General features: G+C 61.4%; 15 protein-coding genes. 6 read left to right on the top strand and 9 right to left on the bottom strand.

Annotated elements, in window-relative coordinates; all coding sequences use genetic code 11:
* Positions 1 to 66: 66 nt before the first annotated feature.
* The gene (locus KSS91_RS21315) at positions 67 to 10971 is read left to right on the top strand and encodes a retention module-containing protein (protein WP_217836031.1); all 10905 of its coding nucleotides are present in this window, start codon (positions 67 to 69) and stop codon (positions 10969 to 10971) included.
* Positions 10972 to 11091: 120 nt separating this feature from the next.
* Here the strand turns inward: KSS91_RS21315 and KSS91_RS28345 are convergent, their stop codons facing one another.
* The 6 genes from KSS91_RS28345 to KSS91_RS21290 form a co-directional block, all read right to left on the bottom strand.
* Positions 11092 to 11685 carry a hypothetical protein gene (locus KSS91_RS28345; protein ID WP_225923708.1) on the bottom strand — a complete coding sequence of 198 codons (594 nt, stop codon included), beginning with the start codon at positions 11683 to 11685 and terminating at the stop codon, positions 11092 to 11094.
* Positions 11666 to 12265, bottom strand: a complete 600-nt coding sequence (locus KSS91_RS28340; protein WP_225923707.1) for a hypothetical protein — start codon at positions 12263 to 12265, stop codon at positions 11666 to 11668. Before KSS91_RS28340 ends, KSS91_RS28345 begins: the two co-directional genes overlap by 20 nt.
* Positions 12266 to 12367: 102 nt before the next feature.
* Positions 12368 to 14338, bottom strand: a complete 1971-nt coding sequence (gene lapD / locus KSS91_RS21305) for a cyclic di-GMP receptor LapD (protein WP_217836030.1) — start codon at positions 14336 to 14338, stop codon at positions 12368 to 12370.
* A gap of 22 nt (positions 14339 to 14360) precedes the next feature.
* Complete coding sequence (gene lapG, locus KSS91_RS21300) at positions 14361 to 15068, bottom strand: cysteine protease LapG (protein WP_217836029.1); 708 nt, start codon at positions 15066 to 15068, stop codon at positions 14361 to 14363.
* A 110-nt stretch (positions 15069 to 15178) separates the two neighbouring features.
* Entirely contained in the window at positions 15179 to 15574 is a 396-nt protein-coding gene (locus tag KSS91_RS21295) for a YbaN family protein (RefSeq protein ID WP_102673847.1), read from the bottom strand.
* Positions 15575 to 15584: 10 nt separating this feature from the next.
* The gene (locus tag KSS91_RS21290; protein WP_007975277.1) at positions 15585 to 16172 is read right to left on the bottom strand and encodes a UPF0149 family protein; all 588 of its coding nucleotides are present in this window, start codon (positions 16170 to 16172) and stop codon (positions 15585 to 15587) included.
* 386 nt (positions 16173 to 16558) lie between these two features.
* Here KSS91_RS21290 and recQ point away from each other — a divergent pair, with 386 nt between their 5' ends.
* From recQ to KSS91_RS21270, 4 genes are all read left to right on the top strand, one after another.
* Positions 16559 to 18685, top strand: a complete 2127-nt coding sequence (gene recQ / locus KSS91_RS21285; RefSeq protein ID WP_217836028.1) for a DNA helicase RecQ — start codon at positions 16559 to 16561, stop codon at positions 18683 to 18685.
* Positions 18686 to 18804: 119 nt separating this feature from the next.
* Positions 18805 to 19239, top strand: coding sequence for a MarR family transcriptional regulator (locus KSS91_RS21280; RefSeq protein ID WP_007975279.1), 435 nt, complete (start codon positions 18805 to 18807; stop codon positions 19237 to 19239).
* Between the two features lie 127 nt (positions 19240 to 19366).
* Positions 19367 to 20617, top strand: coding sequence for a type IV pilus assembly protein FimV (locus KSS91_RS21275; protein ID WP_217836027.1), 1251 nt, complete (start codon positions 19367 to 19369; stop codon positions 20615 to 20617).
* Positions 20618 to 20650: 33 nt separating this feature from the next.
* Complete coding sequence (locus KSS91_RS21270; RefSeq protein ID WP_015096307.1) at positions 20651 to 20938, top strand: Rdx family protein; 288 nt, start codon at positions 20651 to 20653, stop codon at positions 20936 to 20938.
* On the opposite strand, the gene KSS91_RS21265 is transcribed toward KSS91_RS21270, so the two are convergent.
* Together KSS91_RS21265 and KSS91_RS21260 are read right to left on the bottom strand one after the other, a co-directional pair.
* Complete coding sequence (locus tag KSS91_RS21265; RefSeq protein WP_217836026.1) at positions 20932 to 21825, bottom strand: DMT family transporter; 894 nt, start codon at positions 21823 to 21825, stop codon at positions 20932 to 20934. The genes KSS91_RS21270 and KSS91_RS21265 overlap by 7 nt on opposite strands.
* 71 nt (positions 21826 to 21896) lie before the next feature.
* A complete protein-coding gene (locus KSS91_RS21260; protein ID WP_217836025.1) occupies positions 21897 to 22661 on the bottom strand; it encodes a helix-turn-helix transcriptional regulator in 765 nt (254 codons plus the stop codon).
* Between the two features lie 134 nt (positions 22662 to 22795).
* On the opposite strand from KSS91_RS21260, the gene KSS91_RS21255 reads away from it, so the two are divergent.
* On the top strand, positions 22796 to 23611 hold the full coding sequence (locus KSS91_RS21255) for a UDP-2,3-diacylglucosamine diphosphatase (protein ID WP_095963815.1): 816 nt from the start codon (positions 22796 to 22798) through the stop codon (positions 23609 to 23611).
* A 162-nt stretch (positions 23612 to 23773) separates the two neighbouring features.
* Here KSS91_RS21255 and KSS91_RS21250 read toward each other — a convergent pair whose 3' ends face one another.
* Entirely contained in the window at positions 23774 to 24364 is a 591-nt protein-coding gene (locus KSS91_RS21250; RefSeq protein WP_126046829.1) for an HD domain-containing protein, read from the bottom strand.
* Between the last annotated feature and the right edge of the window lie 19 nt (positions 24365 to 24383).

Below are 24383 nucleotides of genomic sequence, written 5' to 3'. Positions count from 1 at the left end.
GAGCCATGAGCACGTTCTTCGCACAAACTAAGGTGCCGACAGCGGTTGGCAGCGGAGGAAGTGCACATGGCTACGCTCATTGGAATCGTCAGTAAGGTCATCGGTCAGGTGTTCGCTGTTGCGAGCGACGGCACCCGGCGCGCGCTGGTCGAGGGGGACAAGCTGTTCGCCGGCGACCAACTGAGCACAGGCGCCGAAGGCGCGGTAGCGGTGCATCTGCAAAATGGCCAGGAACTGACCCTCGGGCGCGGCAGCAGCATGCAGATGACCCCGCAATTGCTCGCCAATCAGATTCCCCACGTGCACTCGTCCGAGGCGGTGACGCCGAGCCAGGCGCAACTGACGGATGTCGAACAGCTGCAAAAAGCCATTGCGGCGGGCGACGACCCGACCCAAACCGCTGAAGCCACCGCTGCCGGGCCGTCTACGACTAGCGGTGTACCGGGCGGCGTCCAGGGTAGCGGCCATAGTTTCGTCATGCTCGAAGAAGTGGGCGGGCGAGTCGATCCCACCATCGGTTTCCCCACTGCCGGTTTCAATGGCATTCCCGAATTTCCCGAAGAACGCCTGAACGCTGAACCGGACAATGACGCCGTAGCGGCCGATACCCCTGTGGTGCCGCCAGTGACGCCCGAGGTGCCGAACAATCCGGTCACCTTCGAAGGTCTGTCGGGGCAGAACGGCGAGCGGACTGTCAATGAAGCCAACCTGACCGACGGTTCGGTGAGGAACGAAGGTTCGCTGACGCGAAGTGGCACCTTCACCATCAATGCGCCAGACGGGCTGACCAGCCTGAGCATCGGCGGCATCAATGTGATCAGCGGCGGTGTGGCGGCAGGTTCTGCGCAGTCGATCACCACCCCTCTGGGCAGCACCCTGACCTTCACCGGCTACAACCCGGCCACGGGCGTGGTCAGTTACAGCTACACCCTCAACCGTGCCGAAACCCATGCAAGCGGCGAGGGTGCCAATAGTCTTACCGAGCGCGTTACCGTGGTGGCCAGCGACAGCAATGGCGACAGCGCTACCGGTACGCTGGATCTCACCATCATCGATGACGTGCCCAAAGCAGTCGATGACAACAATGGCATCGCTTCGGAAACCCTGCTGACGCTGAACGGCAACGTGCTGACCAACGATGTGCAAGGCGCTGACCGTGTGCCGGTTGGTGAAAACAGCGGGCCGATCACTCCCGGCACCTTCACCGGTACCTACGGCACCCTGGTACTGAACGCCAACGGTACTTACACCTACACGCTGAACACCAGCGATGCCGATTTCAAAGCCCTGCACGGCGGTGGTGATGGTACGGACACCTTCACCTACACCATCACCGACGCGGACGGCGACAGCAGCACCGCGAACCTGGTGCTGCAGATCCACAACAACGACGATCCGGTGACGATTGGTGGTTTGAACGTCGAGGGCGGCGAACTCACCGTTTTCGAGAAAAACCTCGGCGATGGCAGCGCACCGGATGCCACGGCGCTGACCCAGAACGGCACCTTCACCGTCACCGCGCTGGACGGCGTGACGACCCTGACCGTCGGCGGCATCGCCGTGGTCACCGCGGGTGTGGCCGCCGGCTTCCCGCAATCGATCACCACCCCGCTGGGCAGCACCCTGACCATCACCGGCTTCAACGCCGCGACCGGCGTGGTCAGTTACAGCTACACCCTCAACGACAACGAAGCGCATCCGACGGCTAATGGCGCCAACACATTGCCTGAGCAGTTCGCCGTGACTCTGGTCGATGACAACGGCACCACGGCCACGGGCAGCCTCGACGTGAACATCGTCGATGACCTGCCTCAAGGCGTGAACGACAGCAACGCTTCCACAGCCTCGGAAACCTTGCTGACCCTCAACGGCAACGTGCTGACCAACGATGTGCAAGGCGCTGACCGTGTGCCGGTTGGTGAAAACAGCGGGCCGATCACTCCCGGCACCTTCACCGGTACCTACGGCACCCTGGTGCTGAATGCCAACGGCACCTACACCTACACGCTGAACACCAGCGATGCCGATTTCAAAGCCCTGCACGGCGGTGGCGACGGCACCGAGACCTTCACCTACACCATCACCGACGCGGACGGCGACAGCAGCACCGCCAACCTGGTGCTGCAGATCCACAACAACGACGATCCGGTGACGATTGGTGGTTTGAACGTCGAGGGCGGCGAACTCACCGTTTTCGAGAAAAACCTCGGCGATGGCAGCGCACCGGATGCCACGGCGCTGACCCAGAACGGCACCTTCACCGTTACTGCACTGGACGGTGTCACCACCCTGACCGTCGGCGGCATCGCCGTGGTCACCGCGGGCGTGGCCGCCGGCTTCCCACAATCGATCACCACACCATTGGGCAGCACGCTGACCATCACCGGCTTCAACGCCGCGACCGGCGTGGTCAGTTACAGCTACACCCTCAACGACAACGAAGCGCATCCGACCGCCAACGGCGCCAACGCACTGCCTGAGCAGTTTGCCGTGACTCTGGTCGATGACAACGGCACCACGGCCACGGGCAGCCTCGACGTGAACATCGTCGATGACCTGCCTCAAGGCGTGAACGACAGCAATGGTACCGCCTCGGAAACCTTGCTGACCCTCAACGGCAACGTGCTGACCAACGACGTGCAAGGCGCCGACCGGGTAACCATTGGTGAAGGCACTGGCCCAATCACCCCTGGCACTTTCACCGGCACCTACGGCACCCTGGTACTGAACGCCAACGGCACTTACACCTACACGCTGAACACCAGCGACGCGGATTTCAAAGCGTTGCACGGTGGTGGCGACGGCACCGAGACCTTCACCTACACCATCACCGACGCGGACGGCGACAGCAGCACCGCCAACCTGGTGCTGCAGATCCACAACAACGACGATCCCGTCACCATCGATGGCCTGAGCGTCACCGGCGGCGAACTCACCGTCTTCGAGAAAAACCTCAGCGATGGCAGCGCACCGGATGCCACGGCGCTGACCCAGAACGGTACCTTCACCGTTACTGCACTGGACGGTGTCACCACCCTGACCGTCGGCGGCATCGCCGTGGTCACCGCAGGTGTGGCCGCCGGCTTCCCGCAATCGATCACTACCCCCTTGGGCAGCACGTTGACCATCACCGGCTTCAACGCCGCCACCGGCGTGGTCAGTTACAGCTACACCCTCAACGACAACGAAGCGCATCCGACCGCCAACGGCGCCAACGCACTGCCTGAGCAGTTCGCCGTGACCCTGGTCGATGACAACGGCACCACGGCCACGGGCAGCCTCGACGTGAACATCGTCGATGACCTGCCTCAAGGCGTGAACGACAGCAATGGCACCGCCTCGGAAACCTTGCTGACCCTCAACGGCAACGTGCTGACCAACGACGTGCAAGGCGCCGACCGGGTGACCATTGGAGAAGGAACTGGCCCGATCACCCCCGGTACCTTCACCGGCACCTACGGCACTTTGGTGCTGAATGCCAACGGCACTTACACCTACACCCTCAACACCAGCGATGCCGACTTCAAAGCCCTGCACGGCGGTGGTGACGGCACGGAAACCTTCACCTACACCATCACCGACGCGGACGGCGACAGCAGCACCGCCAACCTGGTGCTGCAGATCCATAACAACGACGATCCGGTGGTCCTCAACGGCCTCAACGTGTACGGCGGCGAGCTGACGGTCTACGAGAAAAACCTCAATGACGGCAGCAACCCCAACGCGCCAGCCCTGACCCAGAACGGCACCTTCACCGTCACTGCCCTGGATGGCGTCACGACCCTGACCGTCGGCGGCATCGCCGTGGTCACCGCAGGCGTAGCCGCCGGCTTCCCGCAATCGATCACCACCCCCTTGGGCAGCACGCTGACCATCACCGGCTTCAACGCCGCGACCGGCGTGGTCAGTTACAGCTACACCCTCAACGACAACGAAGCGCACCCAACCGCCAACGGCGCCAACACCCTGCCTGAACAGTTCACCGTGACCGCGGTCGACGACAACGGCACCACCGCGACGGGTTCATTGGACGTCAACATCGTCGACGACCTGCCAAAAGGCATGAACGACAGCAATGGCACCGCCTCGGAAACCTTGCTGACCCTCAACGGCAACGTGCTGACCAACGACGTGCAAGGCGCTGACCGGGTGACCATTGGAGAAGGAACTGGCCCGATCACCCCCGGTACCTTCACCGGCACCTACGGCACTTTGGTGCTGAATGCCAACGGCACTTACACCTACACCCTCAACACCAGCGATGCCGACTTCAAAGCCCTGCACGGCGGTGGTGACGGCACGGAAACCTTCACCTACACCATCACCGACGCGGACGGCGACAGCAGCACCGCCAACCTGGTGCTGCAGATCCATAACAACGACGATCCGGTGGTCCTCAACGGCCTCAACGTGTACGGCGGCGAGCTGACGGTCTACGAGAAAAACCTCAATGACGGCAGCAACCCCAACGCGCCAGCCCTGACCCAGAACGGCACCTTCACCGTCACTGCCCTGGATGGCGTCACGACCCTGACCGTCGGCGGCATCGCCGTGGTCACCGCAGGCGTAGCCGCCGGCTTCCCGCAATCGATCACCACCCCCTTGGGCAGCACGCTGACCATCACCGGCTTCAACGCCGCGACCGGCGTGGTCAGTTACAGCTACACCCTCAACGACAACGAAGCGCACCCAACCGCCAACGGCGCCAACACCCTGCCTGAACAGTTCACCGTGACCGCGGTCGACGACAACGGCACCACCGCGACGGGTTCATTGGACGTCAACATCGTCGACGACCTGCCAAAAGGCATGAACGACAGCAATGGCACCGCCTCGGAAACCTTGCTGACCCTCAACGGCAACGTACTGACCAACGATGTGCAAGGCGCCGACCGGGTAACCATTGGAGAAAGCACTGGCCCGATCACCCCTGGCACTTTCACCGGCACCTACGGCACTTTGGTGCTGAATGCCAACGGCACTTACACCTACACCCTCAACACCAGCGATGCCGACTTCAAAGCCCTGCACGGCGGTGGTGACGGCACGGAAACCTTCACCTACACCATCACCGACGCGGACGGCGACAGCAGCACCGCCAATCTGGTGCTGCAGATCCACAACAACGACGATCCGGTGGTCCTCAACGGCCTCAACGTGTACGGCGGCGAGCTGACGGTCTACGAGAAAAACCTCAATGACGGCAGCAACCCCAACGCGCCAGCCCTGACCCAGAACGGCACCTTCACCGTCACTGCCCTGGATGGCGTCACGACCCTGACCGTCGGCGGCATCGCCGTGGTCACCGCAGGCGTAGCCGCCGGCTTCCCGCAATCGATCACCACCCCCTTGGGCAGCACGCTGACCATCACCGGCTTCAACGCCGCGACCGGCGTGGTCAGTTACAGCTACACCCTCAACGACAACGAAGCGCACCCAACCGCCAACGGCGCCAACACCCTGCCTGAACAGTTCACCGTGACCGCGGTCGACGACAACGGCACCACCGCGACGGGTTCATTGGACGTCAACATCGTCGACGACCTGCCAAAAGGCATGAACGACAGCAATGGCACCGCCTCGGAAACCTTGCTGACCCTCAACGGCAACGTACTGACCAACGATGTGCAAGGCGCCGACCGGGTAACCATTGGAGAAAGCACTGGCCCGATCACCCCTGGCACTTTCACCGGCACCTACGGCACTTTGGTGCTGAATGCCAACGGCACTTACACCTACACCCTCAACACCAGCGATGCCGACTTCAAAGCCCTGCACGGCGGTGGTGACGGCACGGAAACCTTCACCTACACCATCACCGACGCGGACGGCGACAGCAGCACCGCCAATCTGGTGCTGCAGATCCACAACAACGACGATCCAGTGGTCCTCAACGGCCTCAACGTGTACGGCGGCGAGCTGACGGTCTACGAGAAAAACCTCATTGACGGCACCGACCCTAACGCTCCGGCCCTGACCCAAAACGGCACGTTCACGGTCACCGCCCTCGACGGCCTGCAAACCCTGACCGTCGGCGGCATCGCCGTGGTCAGCGGTGGCGTGGTCGCCGGGTTCCCGCAAACTGCCGTCACGCCGTTGGGCAGCACCCTGACCATCACCGGCTACAACCCAACCACCGGCGTGATCAGCTACAGCTACACCCTGAACGACAACGAAGCCCATCCAACCGCCGACGGCATCAACAGCCTCATCGAGAACATCAACGTCGTCGCTACCGACACCGATGGCGACATCGCGAACGGGCAGATCAACGTCAACATCATCGACGACCTGCCGACCGCCAAAGCTGATGCGGACTCGGTGCAGGAGGGCGGCACCGTCAGCGGCAATGTGCTGGACAACGACATCGGCGGTGCCGATGGTCCGGCTGCTGCTGGCGCCGTGGTCGGCGTGCGCGCGGGTAGCGATACATCAACCTCGGCCATCGGCGGGCTGGGCAACCCGATCAACGGCACCTACGGTTACCTGACCCTCGATGCCAACGGCAACGCCGTGTACCACAGCACGCCTAACGCGGTGAGCGGCCCTGGCGCGGTGGATGTGTTCACCTATACCGTGCGCGATTCCGATGGTGACGAAAGCACCACCACCATCACCATCGACGTCTACAACAGCTGCCTGAAAGCGGTCAGCGACAACGATGTGACGGTCTACGAAAAAGCCCTCGACCTGAGCCAGGGCGGCCAGGACCTGGCAGCCGGTACGGTCGTCGGCAGCGATCCGACCAGCACGGGCGAAACCGCTTCCGGCACACTGGTGGGCTCGGTCACTCACGCCGTCGGCGCGATCACCTACGCCCTGGTCGGCAGCAACCTGGGGACATACGGACAGATTCAGCTCAACGCCAACGGCACCTACACCTACACCCTGACGACCCCGCCGAGCACCACACCGAACGCCAATGACGGCCCGAACGTGATGCACGAGACCTTCAACTATCAGGCTACCGACTCGCTGGGCAATATCGTCACCAGCACCATCGTGGTGGACATTGTCGATGACGTGCCTAAAGCGATGAACGACAGCAACCTCGGCACCGCTTCGGAGACAGCGCAAAGCCTCAGCGGCGATGTGTTCGGCAACGACGTGATCGGCGCTGATAAAGTCGCCGTTGGCCCGGATGCCGGCCCGGTCACCCCAGGCACCTTCACCGGTACCTATGGCACCCTGGTGCTCAATGCCAACGGCACCTACACCTACACGCTCGATCCCAATAGTGCGGACTTCAAAAACCTGCACGGCGGTGGCAGCGATACCGAAACCTTCACCTATACCCTCACGGACGCCGACGGTGACATCAGCACCGCCAACCTGGTGCTGAACGTCTATAACAACGACGATAAGGTCACCCTCAACGGCCTTGACGTGTATGGCGGCGAGCTGACGGTCTACGAGAAAAATCTCAGTGACGGCACCAACCCCAACGCCCCGGCCCTGATCCAGAGCGGCACCTTCACGGTCACCGCCCTCGACGGCCTGCAAACCCTGACCGTGGGCGGCATCACTGTCGTCAGCGCAGGCGTGGCCGCCGGCTTCCCGCAAACCGCCGTCACGCCGCTGGGCAGCACCCTGACCATTACCGGATACAACCCGGCCACTGGTGTGATCAGCTACAGCTACACCCTCAACGATAACGAAGCCCATCCAACGGCCAACGGCACCAACAACCTCATCGAGAACATCAACGTCGTAGCCACCGACACCGATGGCGACATTGCGAACGGGCAGATCAACGTCAACATCGTCGATGACTTGCCGAGCGCCAAACCTGACTCGTCGTCGGTAACGGAGGGCGGCACGGTCAATATCGGTGTGCTGGGCAATGACATCAGCGGCGCCGATGGTCCGGCGACGGTGGTCGGCGTGCGCGCCGGTAGCAATACCTCGACGTCGGCCATTGGCGGGCTGGGCAACCAGATCAATGGCACCTATGGCTACCTGACCCTCGATGCCAACGGCAATGCGGTGTATCACAGCAACCCGGGTTCAGTCGGCGATGCAGGGGCGACCGATACGTTCACCTACACCGTGCGTGATTCCGATGGCGATGAAAGCACCACCACCATCACCATCGACGTGGCCAACAGCATCATCAAGGCCAATCCCGATAGCGATGTGACGGTCTACGAAAAAGCCCTCGACCTGAGCCAGGGCGGCCAGGACCTGGCCGCCGGTACAGTCACCGGCAGCGACCCGGACAATACCGGTGAAACCGCGTCCGGGACCCTGGTCGGATCCGTCTCGGGTGCCAGCGGCGCGCTCACCTACACCCTCGTCGGCAGCGCCACCGGCACCTACGGGCAAATTCTGCTCAACCCCGACGGCAGCTACACCTACACCCTGACCTCGGCGCCAAAAACCTCGCCGAATGCCAACGACGGTCCGAACAGCCTGAGTGAAACCTTCACCTACAAGGCCACCGATGCGTCGGGCAACAGCAGCACCAGCACCATCGTGGTCAACATTGTCGATGACGTGCCCAAGGCGGTGGCATCGGATCGCTCGGTGGCAGCGGTGGAGATCGATTCCAACCTGCTGATCGTGCTCGATGTCTCCGGCAGTATGGTCGACCCTTCCGGCGTGTCGAACCTGTCGCGGCTGGAACTGGCCAAGCAGGCCATCAGTGCCTTGCTGGATAAATACGACGACCTGGGCGATGTGAAAGTGCAACTCGTCACCTTCAGCAGCAGCGCCACCGACATGACTTCGGTATGGGTCGATGTTGCGACCGCCAAGACCCTGCTTGCCGGCCTCACCGCAAACGGTGGCACCAACTACGACGCGGCCGTGGCGACCATGCAGACCGCGTTCAACACCTCGGGCAAACTGACCGGTGCACAAAACGTCGGCTACTTCTTCTCCGACGGCAAGCCCACCACCGGCCAGGAAATCGGCACCGCCGACGAAACCGCGCTGAAAGCCTTCCTCGATGCCAACAACATCAAGAACTACGCGATCGGCCTGGGCAGTGGCGTAAGCAACGCGAACCTCAATCCACTGGCCTATGACGGCAATAGCCACACTGATACCAATGCGGTGGTGGTGACCGACCTCAACCAGCTCAACTCGGTGCTGTCCGGCACGGTGAACGGTGCACCGGTGACCGGTTCGCTGCTGGGCGAGGGCGGTGCGTTCGGCGCCGATGGCGGCTTCATCAAGACCATCACGGTGGACGGCACCACGTACACCTACGATCCGAGCGGCAACACCAATCAGGGTTCCCTGAACTTCAGCGGCGGGCTCAACCATGGCACGTTCAACACCGTGGACAACACACTGAACATTGCCACCAACAACAGCGGTACCTTGCAGATCAATCTCGACACCGGTGAATACGCCTACATTTCGCAGAAAACCACCTCGGTGTTGATCACCGAAAACATCGGCTTCACCGTCAGCGACAACGATGGCGACCTGGCCAGCTCAACCCTGACGATCAAAGTCATACCGAACGCACCGCCAGTGGCCGCCGATGACTACGTCATCACCAACGTGCTGTCGAGCAACATCGTGGTGCCGGGCGAACTGTTGCTGGCCAACGACACCGACCCCGATGGCGACCAGCTTTCGGCGACACCGACCTCGTTCAACACCGGCTGGGTCGTGAAAGGCGGGGACTTCACCGGTACCGGCGCGATAAGCTTCACCGGCGAAAACAACAACCCCGCCAACCAGAGTCTGGCCAACGTACGCAACGCCTTTGCGGCCAACGCGGCGACCATGACGGCGATGCTGGTGGTCAGTGGCTATCTCAGCGCAGCGAACCAATCCAATGGCAACAATGAAGACCTCATCACGGTCAAACTGAAACAGGGAGAGACGCTCAGCCTCGATCACAACCTGGACCCTGGGCACATCACGATGGAGTATTCGCTCAACGGTGGGGCGTTTGTCAGCATCGCCGATGGCGGCACCATCACCGCAGGCGCGGACGGTACTTACCAGATCCACGTGACCAACATCGCCAACACCAGTGGCAGCAATAAGAATTCGGCAGAAAACTACGATCTGACCATGACGGTGAACTACGCCGGGGCACAAGAAGTCACCACGGACTACCACGGTACCTACACCGCCAACGACAACCATGGCGGCAGCGACTCGGCCAATCTGACCATCAGCTATCAGGACGGCCACATCCTCACCGGCACCAGCGGGGATGACATCCTGGTGGCGGGCACGGGCAGCAACATCATCAATGCCGGCGACGGCAACGATGTGCTCACCGCCGGCTCCGGCAACAACGAGCTGCACGGCGACGCCGGCAATGACTTGCTCTACAGCGGCCCGGGCAATGACACCCTGGATGGCGGTACGGGCATCGACACGGCCAGCTATGCCCACGCCACCGCCGGGGTCACGGTCGACCTCAGCCTGCTCGCTGCGCAGAACACCCTCGGCGCGGGCACGGACACCCTGATGGCTATCGAAAACCTCACCGGCTCTAACTTCAACGACACCCTGAGCGGCGATAACACCAACAACGTGATCAACGGCGGCCTGGGCAACGACATCCTCAATGGCGGGGGCGGCGATGACTTGCTGATCGGTGGCATGGGCAACAACACCCTCAGCGGCGGGGCAGGGGCCGACACCTTCCAGTGGCTCAAGGGCAACAGCGGTCATGACGTGATCACCGACTTCACGCCCGGCACCGACAAGCTCGACCTGTCGCAACTGCTGCAAGGGGAAAACGGCACCACGGCTTCGCTGGACGACTACCTGCACTTCACCGTCACCGGCAGCGGGGCGTCGACGGTGACCAGCATCGACGTCAGCGCCATGGCCGGCGCCGCACCGAACCAGACCATCGACCTGGCCGGCGTCGACCTCGCCAGCCAATACGGTGTCACGCCGGGAGCGGGTGGGGTGGTCGCGAGCGGGCATGACACGGCGACCATCATCAACGGCATGCTCAACGATCATTCGTTGAAGGTGGACACCGTGTGACCTGAAACCGGAACGGAAAAACCCGCCATTGCTGTGTAAGGGATGGCGGTTTTTTCATTCAATAGTTTCTAACCAGGGTTCTGCCTGGCCACTGGAGTCTTTAACGCTTGCGAAGACTGCTTATACGTTCGGTACCCCGGTAGTAATCGTCCAGGGGGCGGACTCTGAGTTGTCACCATAGTCTGCCACCGCGATGAATTGATAAGTGGTTCCGTATTCCAGACCTGTAACCAATCTGGCCCATTTACCCGTATCGTCGGTCGGTTCCGGCTTCGGCCCGGTGACGCCATTTATCTTCAGCCTGATCTGCGCTGACTGGGCCGCACCACCCCTGACAATGACATGGTTGTATAGGGTGGTACCGTTGTCCTGGATCAGGCCGTCCGAATCGTACACACGGGTATTGTGCGGTTTGATGGTGGATTCCACGGTAAAGGTGCGGGGCGGGGCGGTGATTTCCCCATCGCCATAGTCCGCCCTGGCAGCGAGGCTGTAGTCTCCGTCTGTCACATCGAGCAGGATTTTCCAGGCTCCATTGACGGGATCAGCAGTTGCGACGGCATCTTTTATGGGGGCGTCGCCATTGAGTAGCTGAATGCTCTCACCGAGCATGGCATGCCCCTTGATGATCAACTGACTCTTGCCGGTGATGCAACCTTCAGGAACAGAAGGGCCGTCTTCGGACTCGAGGACGTCATCCAGACTCAGTTTCACATCCAATATGACGCGGAAGGTAAACGCACTGGATTCTTTGCCCGTCGAGGGTGAGCTGGAACCGCCCGACAGCATCCACCATGGTTTTCTTGCCCGTGGTGGTGTCGCCGTTGAACGCTTCAACTTCCATACCGGGAGGTGCGTAACCGGAGAACTCCAGCGAGTCGTCGTCGTAGGTATCGTCATCTTTAATCGGGCCATTCTTGCCGATGACTGTGTCGATGATCGGCGTCTCGGTCGCCAGGACGATAACGTACGGTGGTCTGGAGCGATCTTGAGGCGGGTTTTTCTCGATAGCGTAAAGGCTGTAGCGCTGGAAGCCTCGCAAAGTGACCTCTTTGATCCAGTCTCCGTAATCATCGCTGGTCACGTCAGTAATTGTGCCCGCCTCATCGCGAATCCAGAGCTCCCTAGTTGGCTTGGCCGTACCCTTGAAGTTCAGGGTTTTGTCAAAAGTTACGCTGTTATTGCCAACGAGATGACCGTTGCTGTCTCGGACTTCATCGAAGGTTACTTTCGCTATTGTTTCACTCTGTGTGTTTGGCATGATTGCCGAGGTTTTCGGGGGAATAGTGGTCATGATGACTCCGGGTGTTGAAGAAATTTGGATGCCGGAGTGATTTAGAACCTCGTCAGATAACCTGCCTACTCTCATAAGTGACAGCTGTAAGTTGGTTTTCGGTCAATGGTCGAAGTTACCTTGGAGGCCAGGCAAGGTTGGCTCCGGCGGCCCGATCAACCGCCCCATCGCGCCGAAAACACCCAGCTCTCTGATGGCCACCAACTCCCCTGACGTCTCGACCATCTCGGCAATCAACGGCAAATCAATGCTGTGGGTCGCGCGAAAGATTGCGTCGATGAACAGCCGCTTGTCAGGCTGCTCGTCGATGTTGCGAATGTAGGCTCCATCGATTTTCAGGTACGCCAAACCCAACTGGGTGAGGTTGCCGATCTGGCTGAAACGCCCGCCGAAGTGTTGCAGGCCGATGCGATAACCGGTGTTCAGCAGGCTGTGGCTCAAACGCTGCAGTTCTTCAGGGGAGGGCAACTGGCGCTCGTCGATTTCCAGGGTCAGCAGCGGTGCCAGTTCGGGAAGAGAGTCGAGCAGGTCGAGGATTGTTCGCCATTGCACCGGGTCGCGCAGGGTGCTCCCGTACAGGCTCAATGCCAAGGGCCTGCGGTTGACCACCAGGTCGTCCAGCGTGGCTTCGAGCATGGCCAGGTCGAAGCGTGCCGACCAGCCGAGACGCTCGATCCACGGCAGGAAATGCCCGGCGGCAATTGCTTCGCCCTGTGGGTCGAGCAGGCGTGCGAGCACTTTGTGATGCAGTACCTGGCGGGTGTCGGCGCATTGCACGACGGGCTGGAAGTACAACTGCATCTTGCCTTCGGTCAAGGCGTCGTCGATCCAGGTGCGCCAGTCGTGCTGGGAGTGATTCGGCGCGGTGTCATGGTGGCCCAGATACACCCAGGGTCGCTCGGGACGCTGCCGGGATTCAGTCAATGCCTGATCAAGGCGCAGCAGTACGTTGCCGATCGGCTCTCCGGGGCGATAGGCGACAACGCCCAGGTGGGCGACGGGCATGCAATCGCTGGCGCCGGTCAGGCGCAGGTTCTCCAGGCTGACGCTGACATCGGCGGCCAGGCGCACGGCGCTTTCGGCGTCCAGACCCGGTGTCAGCAGGCTGAATTCGCCACCGCGATTGCGCGCCGCCAGCCAGGTGCGACGCTCCGGCAATTGGGTCAGGCGCCTGAGCAGTTCACCTGCGGCGCTGATCAGTGCGTCCGTTCGTTGGCCGCCCAGTCGCTGGTTGAGCCCGTTCAGGTCGTTGATCCGCAACATCAGCAGGTGGCCATCGCGGCTCTGTTCGCACACTCTCAAGTGGTGGGCCAGTTGTTCGTCGAGCAGGCGCCGGTTGGCCAAGCCTGTAAGGCTGTCCAGATAGGATTCGGCCCGCAGTTTTTCGCTGCGCGCAGCTTCTTCGACAAATAGCGCCTTGAGCTTTTCGACCATCTGGTTCATCGCCAGCACTACCCGTTTCAGCTCCGGTGTGCGTGGCAGGTTGGGCAGGCTGAGAAACTCGCGTTTACTGATGGCTTCGGCTTGTCGGACCATGCTGTCGAGCGGGCGGAACTGCCTGCGCAACATCCATCCTCCAATCACCGCACTGAACAGCCCGCATAACAGCAACCAGATCAGGCTGCCTAGGGTGCTGTCCCAGAGTTTGGCCAGGGCGAATTGCGGATTGCTCAGTACTTCGACCCGTGCCAGCTGTTCCCAGCCGCGCATGACCAAGGCGTCGCCACCCTCCGGGCGCAGGTTGACCAGGTTGACGAACCAGTCAGGCACACCGTCGATTTTTGTCGGTGTGCTGCGCTCCACCAGGGTTTGCTGATCCTTGAGCCTGATCACGCGAATGCTGCTGAAATAGCCGCTGTCAAAAATCGAACTGACCATCAGCTCCATCATTGCCGGGTCATCGACCTGTGCCGTCAGCGACAGCCCCAGCGCGGTGGCCGCGTCCTGGGCGTGGGCGCGCAGCTGACTGAGCGTTTGCTCGCGGGAGCTTTCCAGACTGGCAAAAAAACTGCCGCTGAACGCCACCAGCAGGAACAGGCAGATGGCCAGGAACAACTGTTTACGCAGTGTCATATCTCGCTCCTTGCCATGGCGGTTAGCCGTCGCCGATGTCGAACCCTTCACTCTGCATTTTTTTCAACACGTCCTGCCAGCGCGACAGTTTTTTCGAGTCGCTGCTGCGTTGGCTGCCGTTCTTGCCCGGCAGGTACAGGCCTTCGGCATTGAAGGCGTACACCGGCAGCAAGTCTTTGCGTTGGGAGGCGGGGCGGATATCGCCGATCAGGTTGTCCAGCACCAGTGGATCGGCCGTGGGGGCGCTGTAGAACGTCAGCACCATGTGCGCCTGGTTCTGGCTCAGGGCCTTGACGTAGGTGATGCGCAGTTTTTCGCTGGGAAAACCTAGTCGGCGCAGGCTGAAATACTTCGCCAGCGCGTAGTCCTCGCAATCGGCGGCACCCTTGATCAGGGCTTCGACGGGCGTGGCCCAGTAATCGGTCTGTTGCCAGATGCGCGTGTCGTCCTGGAAATTCAACTGCTGATTGAAGAAGCGGTTCACCGCGTTGAGCTGCTCACGTTCGGGCGCACCGCGTGCACTTTGCAGCATCTGACTCCACGCCTCGATCCGGTTTCGTGCCGGTCCCGGCGGGCCGTAGCGTTTTTCCACGGTTTGCAGGATCTGCGCAAAATCCCAGTCGGCCCGGACGCCGTTGAAAACGGTCAGTAGCAAACCGGCCAGCAGCAACCCGCCGCCGAGCCGAAGTCGGAGCGCTGGCCATCCTGGACTACGCAGACTGCGGGCCATGTCTGGCTGCTCGAGTGTAGGTTCGTGGAGTTTAGGTGGAGATTTTGCAGGGGGAGGGCAGGTCGTCGGGCGAAGGCCGCTCACTGAGCTTTTTGTGGTCCCAGGAGACTTCAGGATTTGCGCAGGGTTTTTTGCCTGAGGATGTAGATCGTCACCAGCACCGCACTGGTCAGCATGAACCCCCGTGCCCAAGGCAGCGGCACCAGATAACAGGACAACAGGATGCTCGCCCACATCAGGCCGATGGCGTAGACCTTGCTCTTGAGCGGAATGCCGTTGCCGTCGAGGTAATCGCGAATCCACGGACCAAGCCGCGGATGTTTAACCAGCCATTGATAGAAGCGCGGCGAACTGCGGGCAAAGCAGGCGGCCGCCAACAGCAGGAAGGGGGTGGTGGGCAATACCGGCAGGAAAATCCCGATGACCCCCAACGCTACGCTCAGCCAGCCGATGGCCAGCAGCACGTAGCGCAACATCAGGGGGCGGTTGCCTATGGGGTTGTCCATAGGCAAAACCTTAGTGGTGACGGGGTTTGAGAATCGCCGGTTTTTCGTCTGGTGCGTTGCACAGCAGGTACAGCGCAGTCAGGGCTTCCGGGATCTGCACGATCATGTCGTCCATCAGGTTGGCGTCGGCGGCAATGTCGGAGAATTCCGGTTGCTCGTCGAACAGGCCCGAACCGACCATGATCGGCAGCAGCATTTCGCTGACTTCGTCTTCGGCGGTTTCAAACCAGGCTTCTTCGCGCAGGAACACGCCCTCCATGAAACCGATGCACCAGCCGCGCAGTTCGGAATCGTCCGGGTCGTCGCCCAGGTCCAGGTCGCACGGCAACTCGAACTCCTCGTCGGAGGCCAGTTGACGGGCGATGTGGGCCTTGAGGCCGATCAGCGTGGCTTCGATCTCTTCGCGCTGGGCTTCGCCACTGTAATGCGGCTCTTCGGCGAACAGTGCGTCGATCCATTCACGGTCCGGGACCACTTCGGAACAGATCGACAGCGCAGTGAGGTAGCCGTGGGCGGCCACGTAGTCCAGCGCCTCGTCATGCAGTTCATCAGCGTCGAGGAAGACTTGCAGGCGGGTTAGTTGCTCAGCGAAGGACATTAAAGGACTACCTTGGGGAATGTTCGATGCGGGAATTCTAGGCCTTCTTGAGCGCTTGGGCCAGCCGCACGGCATATTTGCACCTTTGTGGGAGCGGGCTTGCTCGCGAAGGCGGTGTGCCAGGCTGCATTAATGTTGACCGACACTCCCTCTTCGTCGGAACGCCGCCCGGACCAAGCCCGCTCCCACAGTCCGATTGTGTGAGTCTTATCAGCGGTGCCCTTTGCCGGACGGGGCTCGGGTATACTCGCGCGTTTTGTGATGCCCTGCTGGCTTCACGGCTGAAATGTGAAGCGTCATGCAATGCGCACTTACGATTTGTCGGTGCAGCGTCGCAGGTTCTGAACCAGCCTTGCAGGGATGTTTCGGTGATTTTTGGAGTTTTTATGCTCGAACAGGCTCAACGCGTCCTCAAGGACATCTTCGGCTACGACAGTTTCCGTGGCCGCCAGGGTGCAATCATTGAGCGCGTGGCCAGCGGTGGCGATGCCCTGGTCCTGATGCCTACCGGTGGCGGCAAATCCCTGTGCTTCCAGGTCCCGGCGCTGCTGCGCGAAGGCCTGGCCGTGGTGGTCTCGCCGCTGATCGCCCTGATGGACGATCAGGTCGCCACCCTCGAAGAGCTGGGCGTGGCCGCCGCCGCGTTGAACTCCACCCTCAGCGCCGAGCAGCAGCGCGACCTCGCCGCCCGCATCCGCCGCGGTGAAGTGAAAATGCTCTATCTGGCTCCGGAGCGTCTGGTCCAGCCGCGCATGCTGTCATTTCTGCAGGGACTGAACATTTCCCTGTTCGCCATCGACGAAGCCCACTGCGTATCGCAATGGGGGCATGACTTCCGTCCGGAATACCTTCAACTGGGCCAGTTGGCGGAAATGTTCCCCGACGTGCCGCGCATCGCCCTGACCGCCACGGCCGACAAGCGCACCCGGGAAGAAATCGTCACCCGGCTGCACCTGCAAGACGCCGAGCGCTTCCTGTCGAGCTTCGACCGACCGAACATCTTTTATCGCATCGTGCCCAAGGAACAGCCGCGCAAGCAGTTGCTGGCGTTCCTCGCCGAACGCCGCAGCGATGCCGGTATCGTGTATTGCCTGTCGCGCAAGAAAGTCGAGGAAGTCGCCGCGTTCCTCAGCGAGCAGGGCTTCCCGGCGCTGCCGTACCACGCCGGTCTGCCCAACGATTTGCGGGCTTACCATCAGAAGCGCTTCCTCAATGAAGAAGGCCTGATCATGGTTGCCACCGTGGCGTTCGGCATGGGCATCGACAAGCCCAACGTGCGTTTTGTCGCGCACCTCGATTTGCCGAAATCCCTGGAGGCCTACTACCAGGAAACCGGTCGTGGTGGCCGTGACGGCCTGCCGGCAGACGCCTGGATGGCCTACGGCCTGCAGGACGTGGTGATGCTCAAGCAGATGCTGCAGAACTCCGAAGGCGACGAGCGCCACAAACGCCTGGAGCAGCACAAGCTCGACGCCATGCTTTCCCTGTGTGAAGAAACCCGCTGCCGTCGGCAAACGCTGCTGGCCTACTTCGACGAGGACATGCCCCAGCCTTGCGGTCATTGCGACAACTGTGTCGACGGCGTGCAGACCTGGGATGCCACCGAGCCGGCGCGTCAGGCGCTGTCGGCGATCTACCGCACCGGTCAACGCTACGGTGTCGGACACCTGGTGGATGTATTGCTGGGCAAGGACAACGAAAAGGTCCGAAACTTCGGCCATCAGCATCTTTCGGTGTTTGGTGTTGGCAAGGCGATGACAGAGGGCGAGTGGCGCTCGTTGTTCCGCCAACTGGTGGCCCGTGGTCTGGCCGACATCGACCTCGAAGGCTACGGTGGCCTGCGCCTGAGCGACAGTTGCCGGCCGCTGCTCAAAGGCGAGGTGACCCTGGAGTTGCGCCGCGATCTCAAGGCGCAAACCGTGGCGAAAAGCAGCAAGAGCCAGGCGAGCCAGCTGGTGCGGGGCGAGGAGCGCGAACAGTGGGAAGCCTTGCGCGCCCTGCGGCGCAAGCTCGCCGAAGAACATGGCGTGCCGCCGTATGTCATCTTCCCCGACTCGACCTTGCTGGAAATGCTGCGCAGCCAGCCGACCTCGCTGGCGCAAATGGCCACGGTCAGCGGCGTCGGCGCGCGCAAGCTGGAGCGCTATGGCGAGGCCTTCCTCGAAGTACTCGGCGGCCAGGTCGAGGCGCCGAAAGTGGTGGCCGACGTACGTCACGAATTGATCACGCTGGCGCGGGCCGGGATGACACCGGTGCAGATCGCCGGTCAGTTGCAGTGCTCGGAAAAGAACGTCTACACCATGCTGGCCGAAGCGATCGGCAAGCAGCAGTTGTCGCTGGAGCAGGCGCTGGATCTGCCTGAAGACCTGATGGGTGAAGTCCAGGACGCCTTCCTCGACGGCGAAGGCGAATTGCCGCCGGTTTCCGAGATCGCCGCGCTGTTCGCGGGCCGGGTACCGGAAGGGGTTTTGTATTGTGTTCGCGCTGCCTTGCAGTCGGAATTCGAGATTTGAGACATCCGTAGTGCTGATGTAACGATTCAGTACAGATCAAGCCTTGCCTCGGATCGAGGCTCATGCTTAGCTGACTAATAATTAGTTTTTATTTATTTCAGTCTAATCATGAGTGTTTTATGCCGTTAACCGATCAACACCGCTTTGGCATGCAATTGGCCCAGATGTCCCGTGGCTGGCGTGCCGAACTGGACCGCCGTCTGGCGGGCATGGGCTTGTCCCAGGCGCGCTGGCTGGTGCTGCTGCACCTGGCCCGTTTCGAAGAAGCTCCGACCCAGCGGGAGCTGGCACAAAGCGTTGGCGTCGAAGGCCCGACCCTGGCCCGTTTGCTCGACAGTCTGGAAAGCCAGGGGCTGGTGCAACGCCAGGCTGTGCTGGAAGACCGTCGGGCGAAGAAAATCGTGCTCTGCGCCCCGGCGCTTCCCCTGATCGAACAAATTGAAACCATTGCCACGCAACTGCGTCACGAACTGTTCGAAGGCGTCGATGAGGCGGATTTGAAGGTGTGCATGCGGGTTCACGGCCATATCCTGGGCAACCTTGAAAAATCCTGAGGCATAACCGACTGCCAGGCTTTTGAGAGACCGCATTGCGCAGACTATAAGAACTACTCGGCGATATCGTGTTCGTAACGGATGTACGAACGCGTACGGGTAATTTTTGTAGATCTCAAGGATGCTCATGCTCAAGTGTTGGCGGTTGGTTTTGCGCGGTTGTTCACAGGGGTTGCTGGCTGGGGCGGCGGTCACTTACTCGGCATGGGCACCGGCGCAGGGCCTGGGTGAAATCACCCTGCATTCGGCGCTGAATCAACCGCTGCGTGCCGATATCGCCCTGGTGGATGCGGCTGGCCTGGAGGAGGGCGAGCTGTCGGTGAGCCTGGCATCGGCAGACGAGTTCAGCCGTGCCGGGGTCGACCGGGTCTTTTTCCTCGACAATCTGACATTCACTCCGGTCCTGCGCGGCAAGCGCAGCGTGATCCAGGTGACATCCAGCAAACCGGTCAGTGAACCCTTCCTGAATTTCCTCGTGCAGCTCAATCAGCCCGGCGCCCGGTTATTGCGCGAGTACACGGTGCTGATCGATCCACCGGGGTCGCCAGGCATTGTTGCCGCCACCGATGAGCCGGTTTCCCGTTCCCTGGCGTCTGCATTCCCCAAGGTTCAACCGGTCGAAACGCCGCCACCCGTGGCAAGGACGACGCCAGCAACTGACGTCTCCATGGTTGATCCCGCTGTCGAACTACTGGCTGCCAGCACCCTGCAGAACCACCAGCTTCAATCCACAGTCGATGAACTCAATGCGAAGCTGCAAAGCCAGTATGAGCTGATCGACGGCCAGAAACAGCAGTTGGCCGAACTGCAAACCCAACTGGCTGAACTCAAGAAGGTAAAGGCGCAACCCATGGTTTCTGATGCCGCGGCACCGGCCCCCGCCATTGCTGACCCCCCCAGGGTTGGCTGGTTGCAGATTGCCGGTGTGTCGGCGTTGATGGGGTTGCTGGCGCTGGGCTGGTTTGTACGTCGTCGGCGCCAGCAGCATCAGGCCACGGATTCAGAGGCTCTGCCGTCGCTACATGAGCCGTCGGCTGAGTTTTTTACCGAGCCAGTGATCTGGCCGCCCGTCGCGCAATCGCCCACTGCGCAGCGCGACGGGGTGCCAGCCAATGTTGAACTCGAGTGGGTCGATAACCGTCACACCATCCCGGTCGCTGCTGCCGTGGCGGCTCCGGGTTTGGCGATACCCGGCGAATCCGTCATTGACGATGAGTACCGGCTCAACCTGGAGGAGCTGTCCATGGCGTCGAGTTGGGACGTAATCAGCCCGGACGAGACTAGGCAGCCGGTGGCTCTGGCCATGATCGAGCCTGCGTTCGGGTTAGAGGCACAACCTGATCAGCCGACTCGACAGTCACCGGCCGGGCTATCATAGCGGCGTCGTCAAACTCTGGAGTTGCTTCCCATCATGACTGCCCACAAACCGGAAATCGTCATCACCTATTGCACGCAATGCCAGTGGCTGTTGCGTGCGGCCTGGCTGGCCCAGGAACTGCTCAGCACCTTTGGTGACGACCTGGGCAAAGTCTCCCTGGTGCCGGGCACCGGTGGGGTCTTTCATATTTTCTGTGACGCCGTGCAGATCTGGGAGCGCAAGGCGGACGGTGGCTTCCCTGAAGCCAAAGTGCTCAAGCAGCGGGTCCGCGACCAGATCGACCCGGACCGCGACCTTGGACACAACGACCGCACTCAGTGAGACGCAGCCTCGGCGATAATGGCTTTCTTGCTCGAACTGCTTGAGAGCCTGCTGGATACCACTATTGCCACAATGATCAACGCACCTCCCAGCAACATGCGCAGGGTCGGGTTTTCGTTGAACAGCAGCCAGGCGACGGTGATGCCGTAGACCGGCTCCAGGGCGAACACCACGGCGGCGGTGCGTGCCTTGATCACCGCCAGGCTGGCGACAAACAAACTGTGGGCGACACCGGTACAAAACACCCCGAGCAGGCCGATCCACAGCCAGTCGATGGCGCGTACTTCGCTCAATTGAGGCGCCGCCACCGGCAGCAGGCACAGGGCAACCACCACGTTCTGGCACAGCGCGGCCTGCACGGGCGGGACGCGCCCGGAGCCGGCACGGTTGGTCAGCGACAGCAGGGCGAACAACAACCCGGAACCCACGGCCCACAGCAAGCCGGTGGTGGCGCCGCTGGCCAGGTCAAAATCGGGTGTGACCAGCACCAGCCCGACACTCACCAGCAGCACCAGCACAATCTCATTGGCGCGAATGCGCTCGCGGAAGATCAACCCTTCGAGGATCACGGTAAAGGCCGGGAAACTGGCGAAGCCGAGCGTTGCAATCGCCACGCCTGCGACTTTCACTGCAATGAAGAAACTCACCCAGTGCCCGGCGAGCAACAAGCCACCGAGCAGCAGCCGACGCCAGTCCACGGCCTCGAGTTTCTGCCAGCGCGTCTGACTGGCGAACCGTGCAAAAAACGCCAGTGCGAGCACGGCAAAAGCGGCACGGCCGAACACGATGATCGCCGGTGATGCGGCAGCCAGTTTGCCGAACACGCCGGTCAAGCCGAACATCAATGCGCCGATATGCAAGGCGCCAAGTGCGGTACGGGGAGTCATTGCAATCCTTGATGACAAACGAACAGAGGCCTCATTGAAGCGCGTAATGGCCCGTCAAGTCTGTCGGCAGACTAGCGTTTTTTGTCGCCAGCCTCGCGCCGCAGTTTTCCGGGCGATGCCCCGAACTCGCGCAGCACCGCCGCCGCGAAGGCACTCTGGGAGCTGTAGCCGACGCGGCTGGCAATCTCGCCGATGGGCAGCGCCGAGTTGCGCAGCAAGCCCACAGCGATATGCAGGCGTCGGCTGCGGATGTAGTCCATCGGCGTCTGCCCGCATTCAGCCACGAACCGTGCATGCAAACGGGCACTGGAGAGGCCGGCCACCCGGGCCAGGTCGGCCACCTGCAGCGGGTACGCCGCGTACTGATCGATGTGTGCATTCAGCGCAGCGTAGGGCAGGCGCCGACCGCCGACGGTGTCGGGCCTGGCGTTGTTCAGGCTGGCCAGCAACAGCACCGCACCTTGTTGTGCGATCAGCGGATCCTCGACCGGACTGTTCGCCAGCCAGCTGACCAATTGGCTTTGCCCGGCGTCCAGAGGCAGGCGGCCGGCGTTGTCGAGCAATCGTCGGCTGGACTCGGCGTGATCGCCCAACGACTGCGAAACCCATTGTTCGCCGGGCACATCCAGCACCAGGCAGCGGCTGCCATTGGCGCTGCCACACGCGTGATGCGCGCCGGAGGGCACCACAACGAAACTCTGCTGGACCACCTGGCTGCCACGGCCGTCAACCTCGAAATCCAGGGCGCCCGAAAGCCCGAACACCAATTGCGCGTGTTCATGGCTGTGGACGATCAGGTCGTGGCTGTATTGGCGCAGCGTGAGGATCGGTCTCATCGCGGGTCTCCCGGTTCAGGGCGTCAGTCTACACCGAGCCGGCCAACAAGCGTTGTCACAGGACTGACTTGACGCTGTCATGGACCATTAACTGGGCCGCGGCAGACTTGGCAAAACTTGCCAGAGGGTTGCCCATGACCAGCGCCGAGCTCGCCAAACCCACCCGTAAGCAACGCGTACGGACGCTATGGATTTCCGACGTGCATTTGGGCACTCGGGATTGCCAGGCTGAACACCTGTCGCAGTTTCTCAAGGGCTACCACGCGGACAGAATCTACCTGGTCGGCGACATCATCGATGGCTGGAAACTGCGCGGCGGCATGTATTGGCCGCAGGCGCACACCAACGTGATCCGTCGCCTGTTGACCATGAGCAAACGTGGCACCGAGGTGATCTACGTCACCGGCAATCACGATGAGTTCCTGCGCCGCTATTCGAAACTGATTCTGGGCAATATCCAGTTGGTGGACGAAGCGGTACACGTCACCGCCGACGGCCGGCATCTGCTGGTGATCCATGGCGACCAGTTCGATGTGATCACCCGGTATCATCGCTGGCTGGCCTTTCTCGGCGATTCGGCCTACGAATTCACACTGACCCTCAACCGCTGGCTCAATCATTGGCGCGCGCGATATGGCTACGGCTACTGGTCGCTGTCGGCCTACCTCAAGCACAAGGTGAAAACCGCGGTCAGCTTCATCAGCGACTTCGAGGAAGCCATCGCCCATGAATGTGTCAAGCGCGAGCTGCACGGCGTGGTGTGCGGGCACATTCACCATGCAGAGATTCGCAAGGTGGGTGAGGTGGATTATCTCAATTGCGGTGACTGGGTGGAGTCGTGTACGGCGCTGATCGAGCATTGGGATGGTTCGATCGAGCTGTATCGGCTGGCGGATGCCCAGGCGCGGGAGGCGCAGATGAAGGCGACGAAAGTTGCCGAGTTGGCCTGATTGATTTGATTTTTGTGGCGAGGGGGCTTGCCCCCGTTGGGCTGCGCAGCAGCCCTAAAGCCATTCACCGCAGAACGCCAGATAGATCGCACTCATAGGTTCACGGCGGCTTCGCCACCGAACGGGGGCAAGCCCCCTCGCCACAATGGTCGCCATAGGTCATCAGGCCGGCGAGTGCTCTTCCATCGCCGCCTTGTAGATCGAGTTCCTGGGGTGCGCAAACAACCGCTCCATCATCGGCTCGAAGAAGCTCAATGGCAGCGTGTCATACGCCGGATCAAACGCCGCCGCATCGTATTTGGCACAGAACTCTACGGTCGCCTGGTACTGCGGATGGTCCTGGAACTGCTCACGCAGATGCCGATCCATGCCCAGGTGATGAAAGAAGTAGTAGCCCTGGAAAATCCCGTGCTTTTCCACCATCCACAGGTTCTCGGCACTGACGAACGGCTTGAGGATCGCTGCGGCGATGTCCGGGTGGTTGTAGGAGCCCAGGGTATCGCCGATGTCATGGAGCAGGGCGCAGACCACGTATTCTTCGTCGCGACCATCGCGAAAGGCGCGGGTGGCGGTTTGCAGGGAATGGGTCAGGCGATCCACCGGGAACCCGCCAAAATCCCCCTCCAGTAACTTCAGGTGCGCCACAATCCTTGTCGGCAATTGTCGCGCGTAGGCACTGAAGTCTGCGGCGATGATCGCCCAGTCTTCCTGCGTGCCGTCCTTCATGTGGGTGAAGCGGGCATTGGCATTCATAGGCAACTCTCTTGTGACG

The sequence above is a fragment of the Pseudomonas azerbaijanorientalis genome (assembly GCF_019139795.1).
GTDB classification, from domain to species: Bacteria; Pseudomonadota; Gammaproteobacteria; order Pseudomonadales; family Pseudomonadaceae; genus Aquipseudomonas; species Aquipseudomonas laurylsulfatiphila.
Note: the sequence above shows the minus strand (reverse complement) of the source record. Positions and strands in the feature narration are given on the sequence as shown.

Bases quoted from the DNA above. Each gene is read 5' to 3' on its own strand.
- KSS91_RS21315 (WP_217836031.1), top strand. From the start codon at position 67: ATGGCTACGCTCATTGGAATCGTCAGTAAGGTCATCGGTCAGGTGTTC.
- KSS91_RS28340 (WP_225923707.1), bottom strand. From the start codon at position 12,265: ATGACCACTATTCCCCCGAAAACCTCGGCAATCATGCCAAACACACAG.
- lapD (WP_217836030.1), bottom strand. From the start codon at position 14,338: ATGACACTGCGTAAACAGTTGTTCCTGGCCATCTGCCTGTTCCTGCTG.
- lapG (WP_217836029.1), bottom strand. From the start codon at position 15,068: ATGGCCCGCAGTCTGCGTAGTCCAGGATGGCCAGCGCTCCGACTTCGG.
- KSS91_RS21295 (WP_102673847.1), bottom strand. From the start codon at position 15,574: ATGGACAACCCCATAGGCAACCGCCCCCTGATGTTGCGCTACGTGCTG.
- KSS91_RS21290 (WP_007975277.1), bottom strand. From the start codon at position 16,172: ATGTCCTTCGCTGAGCAACTAACCCGCCTGCAAGTCTTCCTCGACGCT.
- recQ (WP_217836028.1), top strand. From the start codon at position 16,559: ATGCTCGAACAGGCTCAACGCGTCCTCAAGGACATCTTCGGCTACGAC.
- KSS91_RS21280 (WP_007975279.1), top strand. From the start codon at position 18,805: ATGCCGTTAACCGATCAACACCGCTTTGGCATGCAATTGGCCCAGATG.
- KSS91_RS21275 (WP_217836027.1), top strand. From the start codon at position 19,367: ATGCTCAAGTGTTGGCGGTTGGTTTTGCGCGGTTGTTCACAGGGGTTG.
- KSS91_RS21270 (WP_015096307.1), top strand. From the start codon at position 20,651: ATGACTGCCCACAAACCGGAAATCGTCATCACCTATTGCACGCAATGC.
- KSS91_RS21265 (WP_217836026.1), bottom strand. From the start codon at position 21,825: ATGACTCCCCGTACCGCACTTGGCGCCTTGCATATCGGCGCATTGATG.
- KSS91_RS21260 (WP_217836025.1), bottom strand. From the start codon at position 22,661: ATGAGACCGATCCTCACGCTGCGCCAATACAGCCACGACCTGATCGTC.
- KSS91_RS21255 (WP_095963815.1), top strand. From the start codon at position 22,796: ATGACCAGCGCCGAGCTCGCCAAACCCACCCGTAAGCAACGCGTACGG.
- KSS91_RS21250 (WP_126046829.1), bottom strand. From the start codon at position 24,364: ATGAATGCCAATGCCCGCTTCACCCACATGAAGGACGGCACGCAGGAA.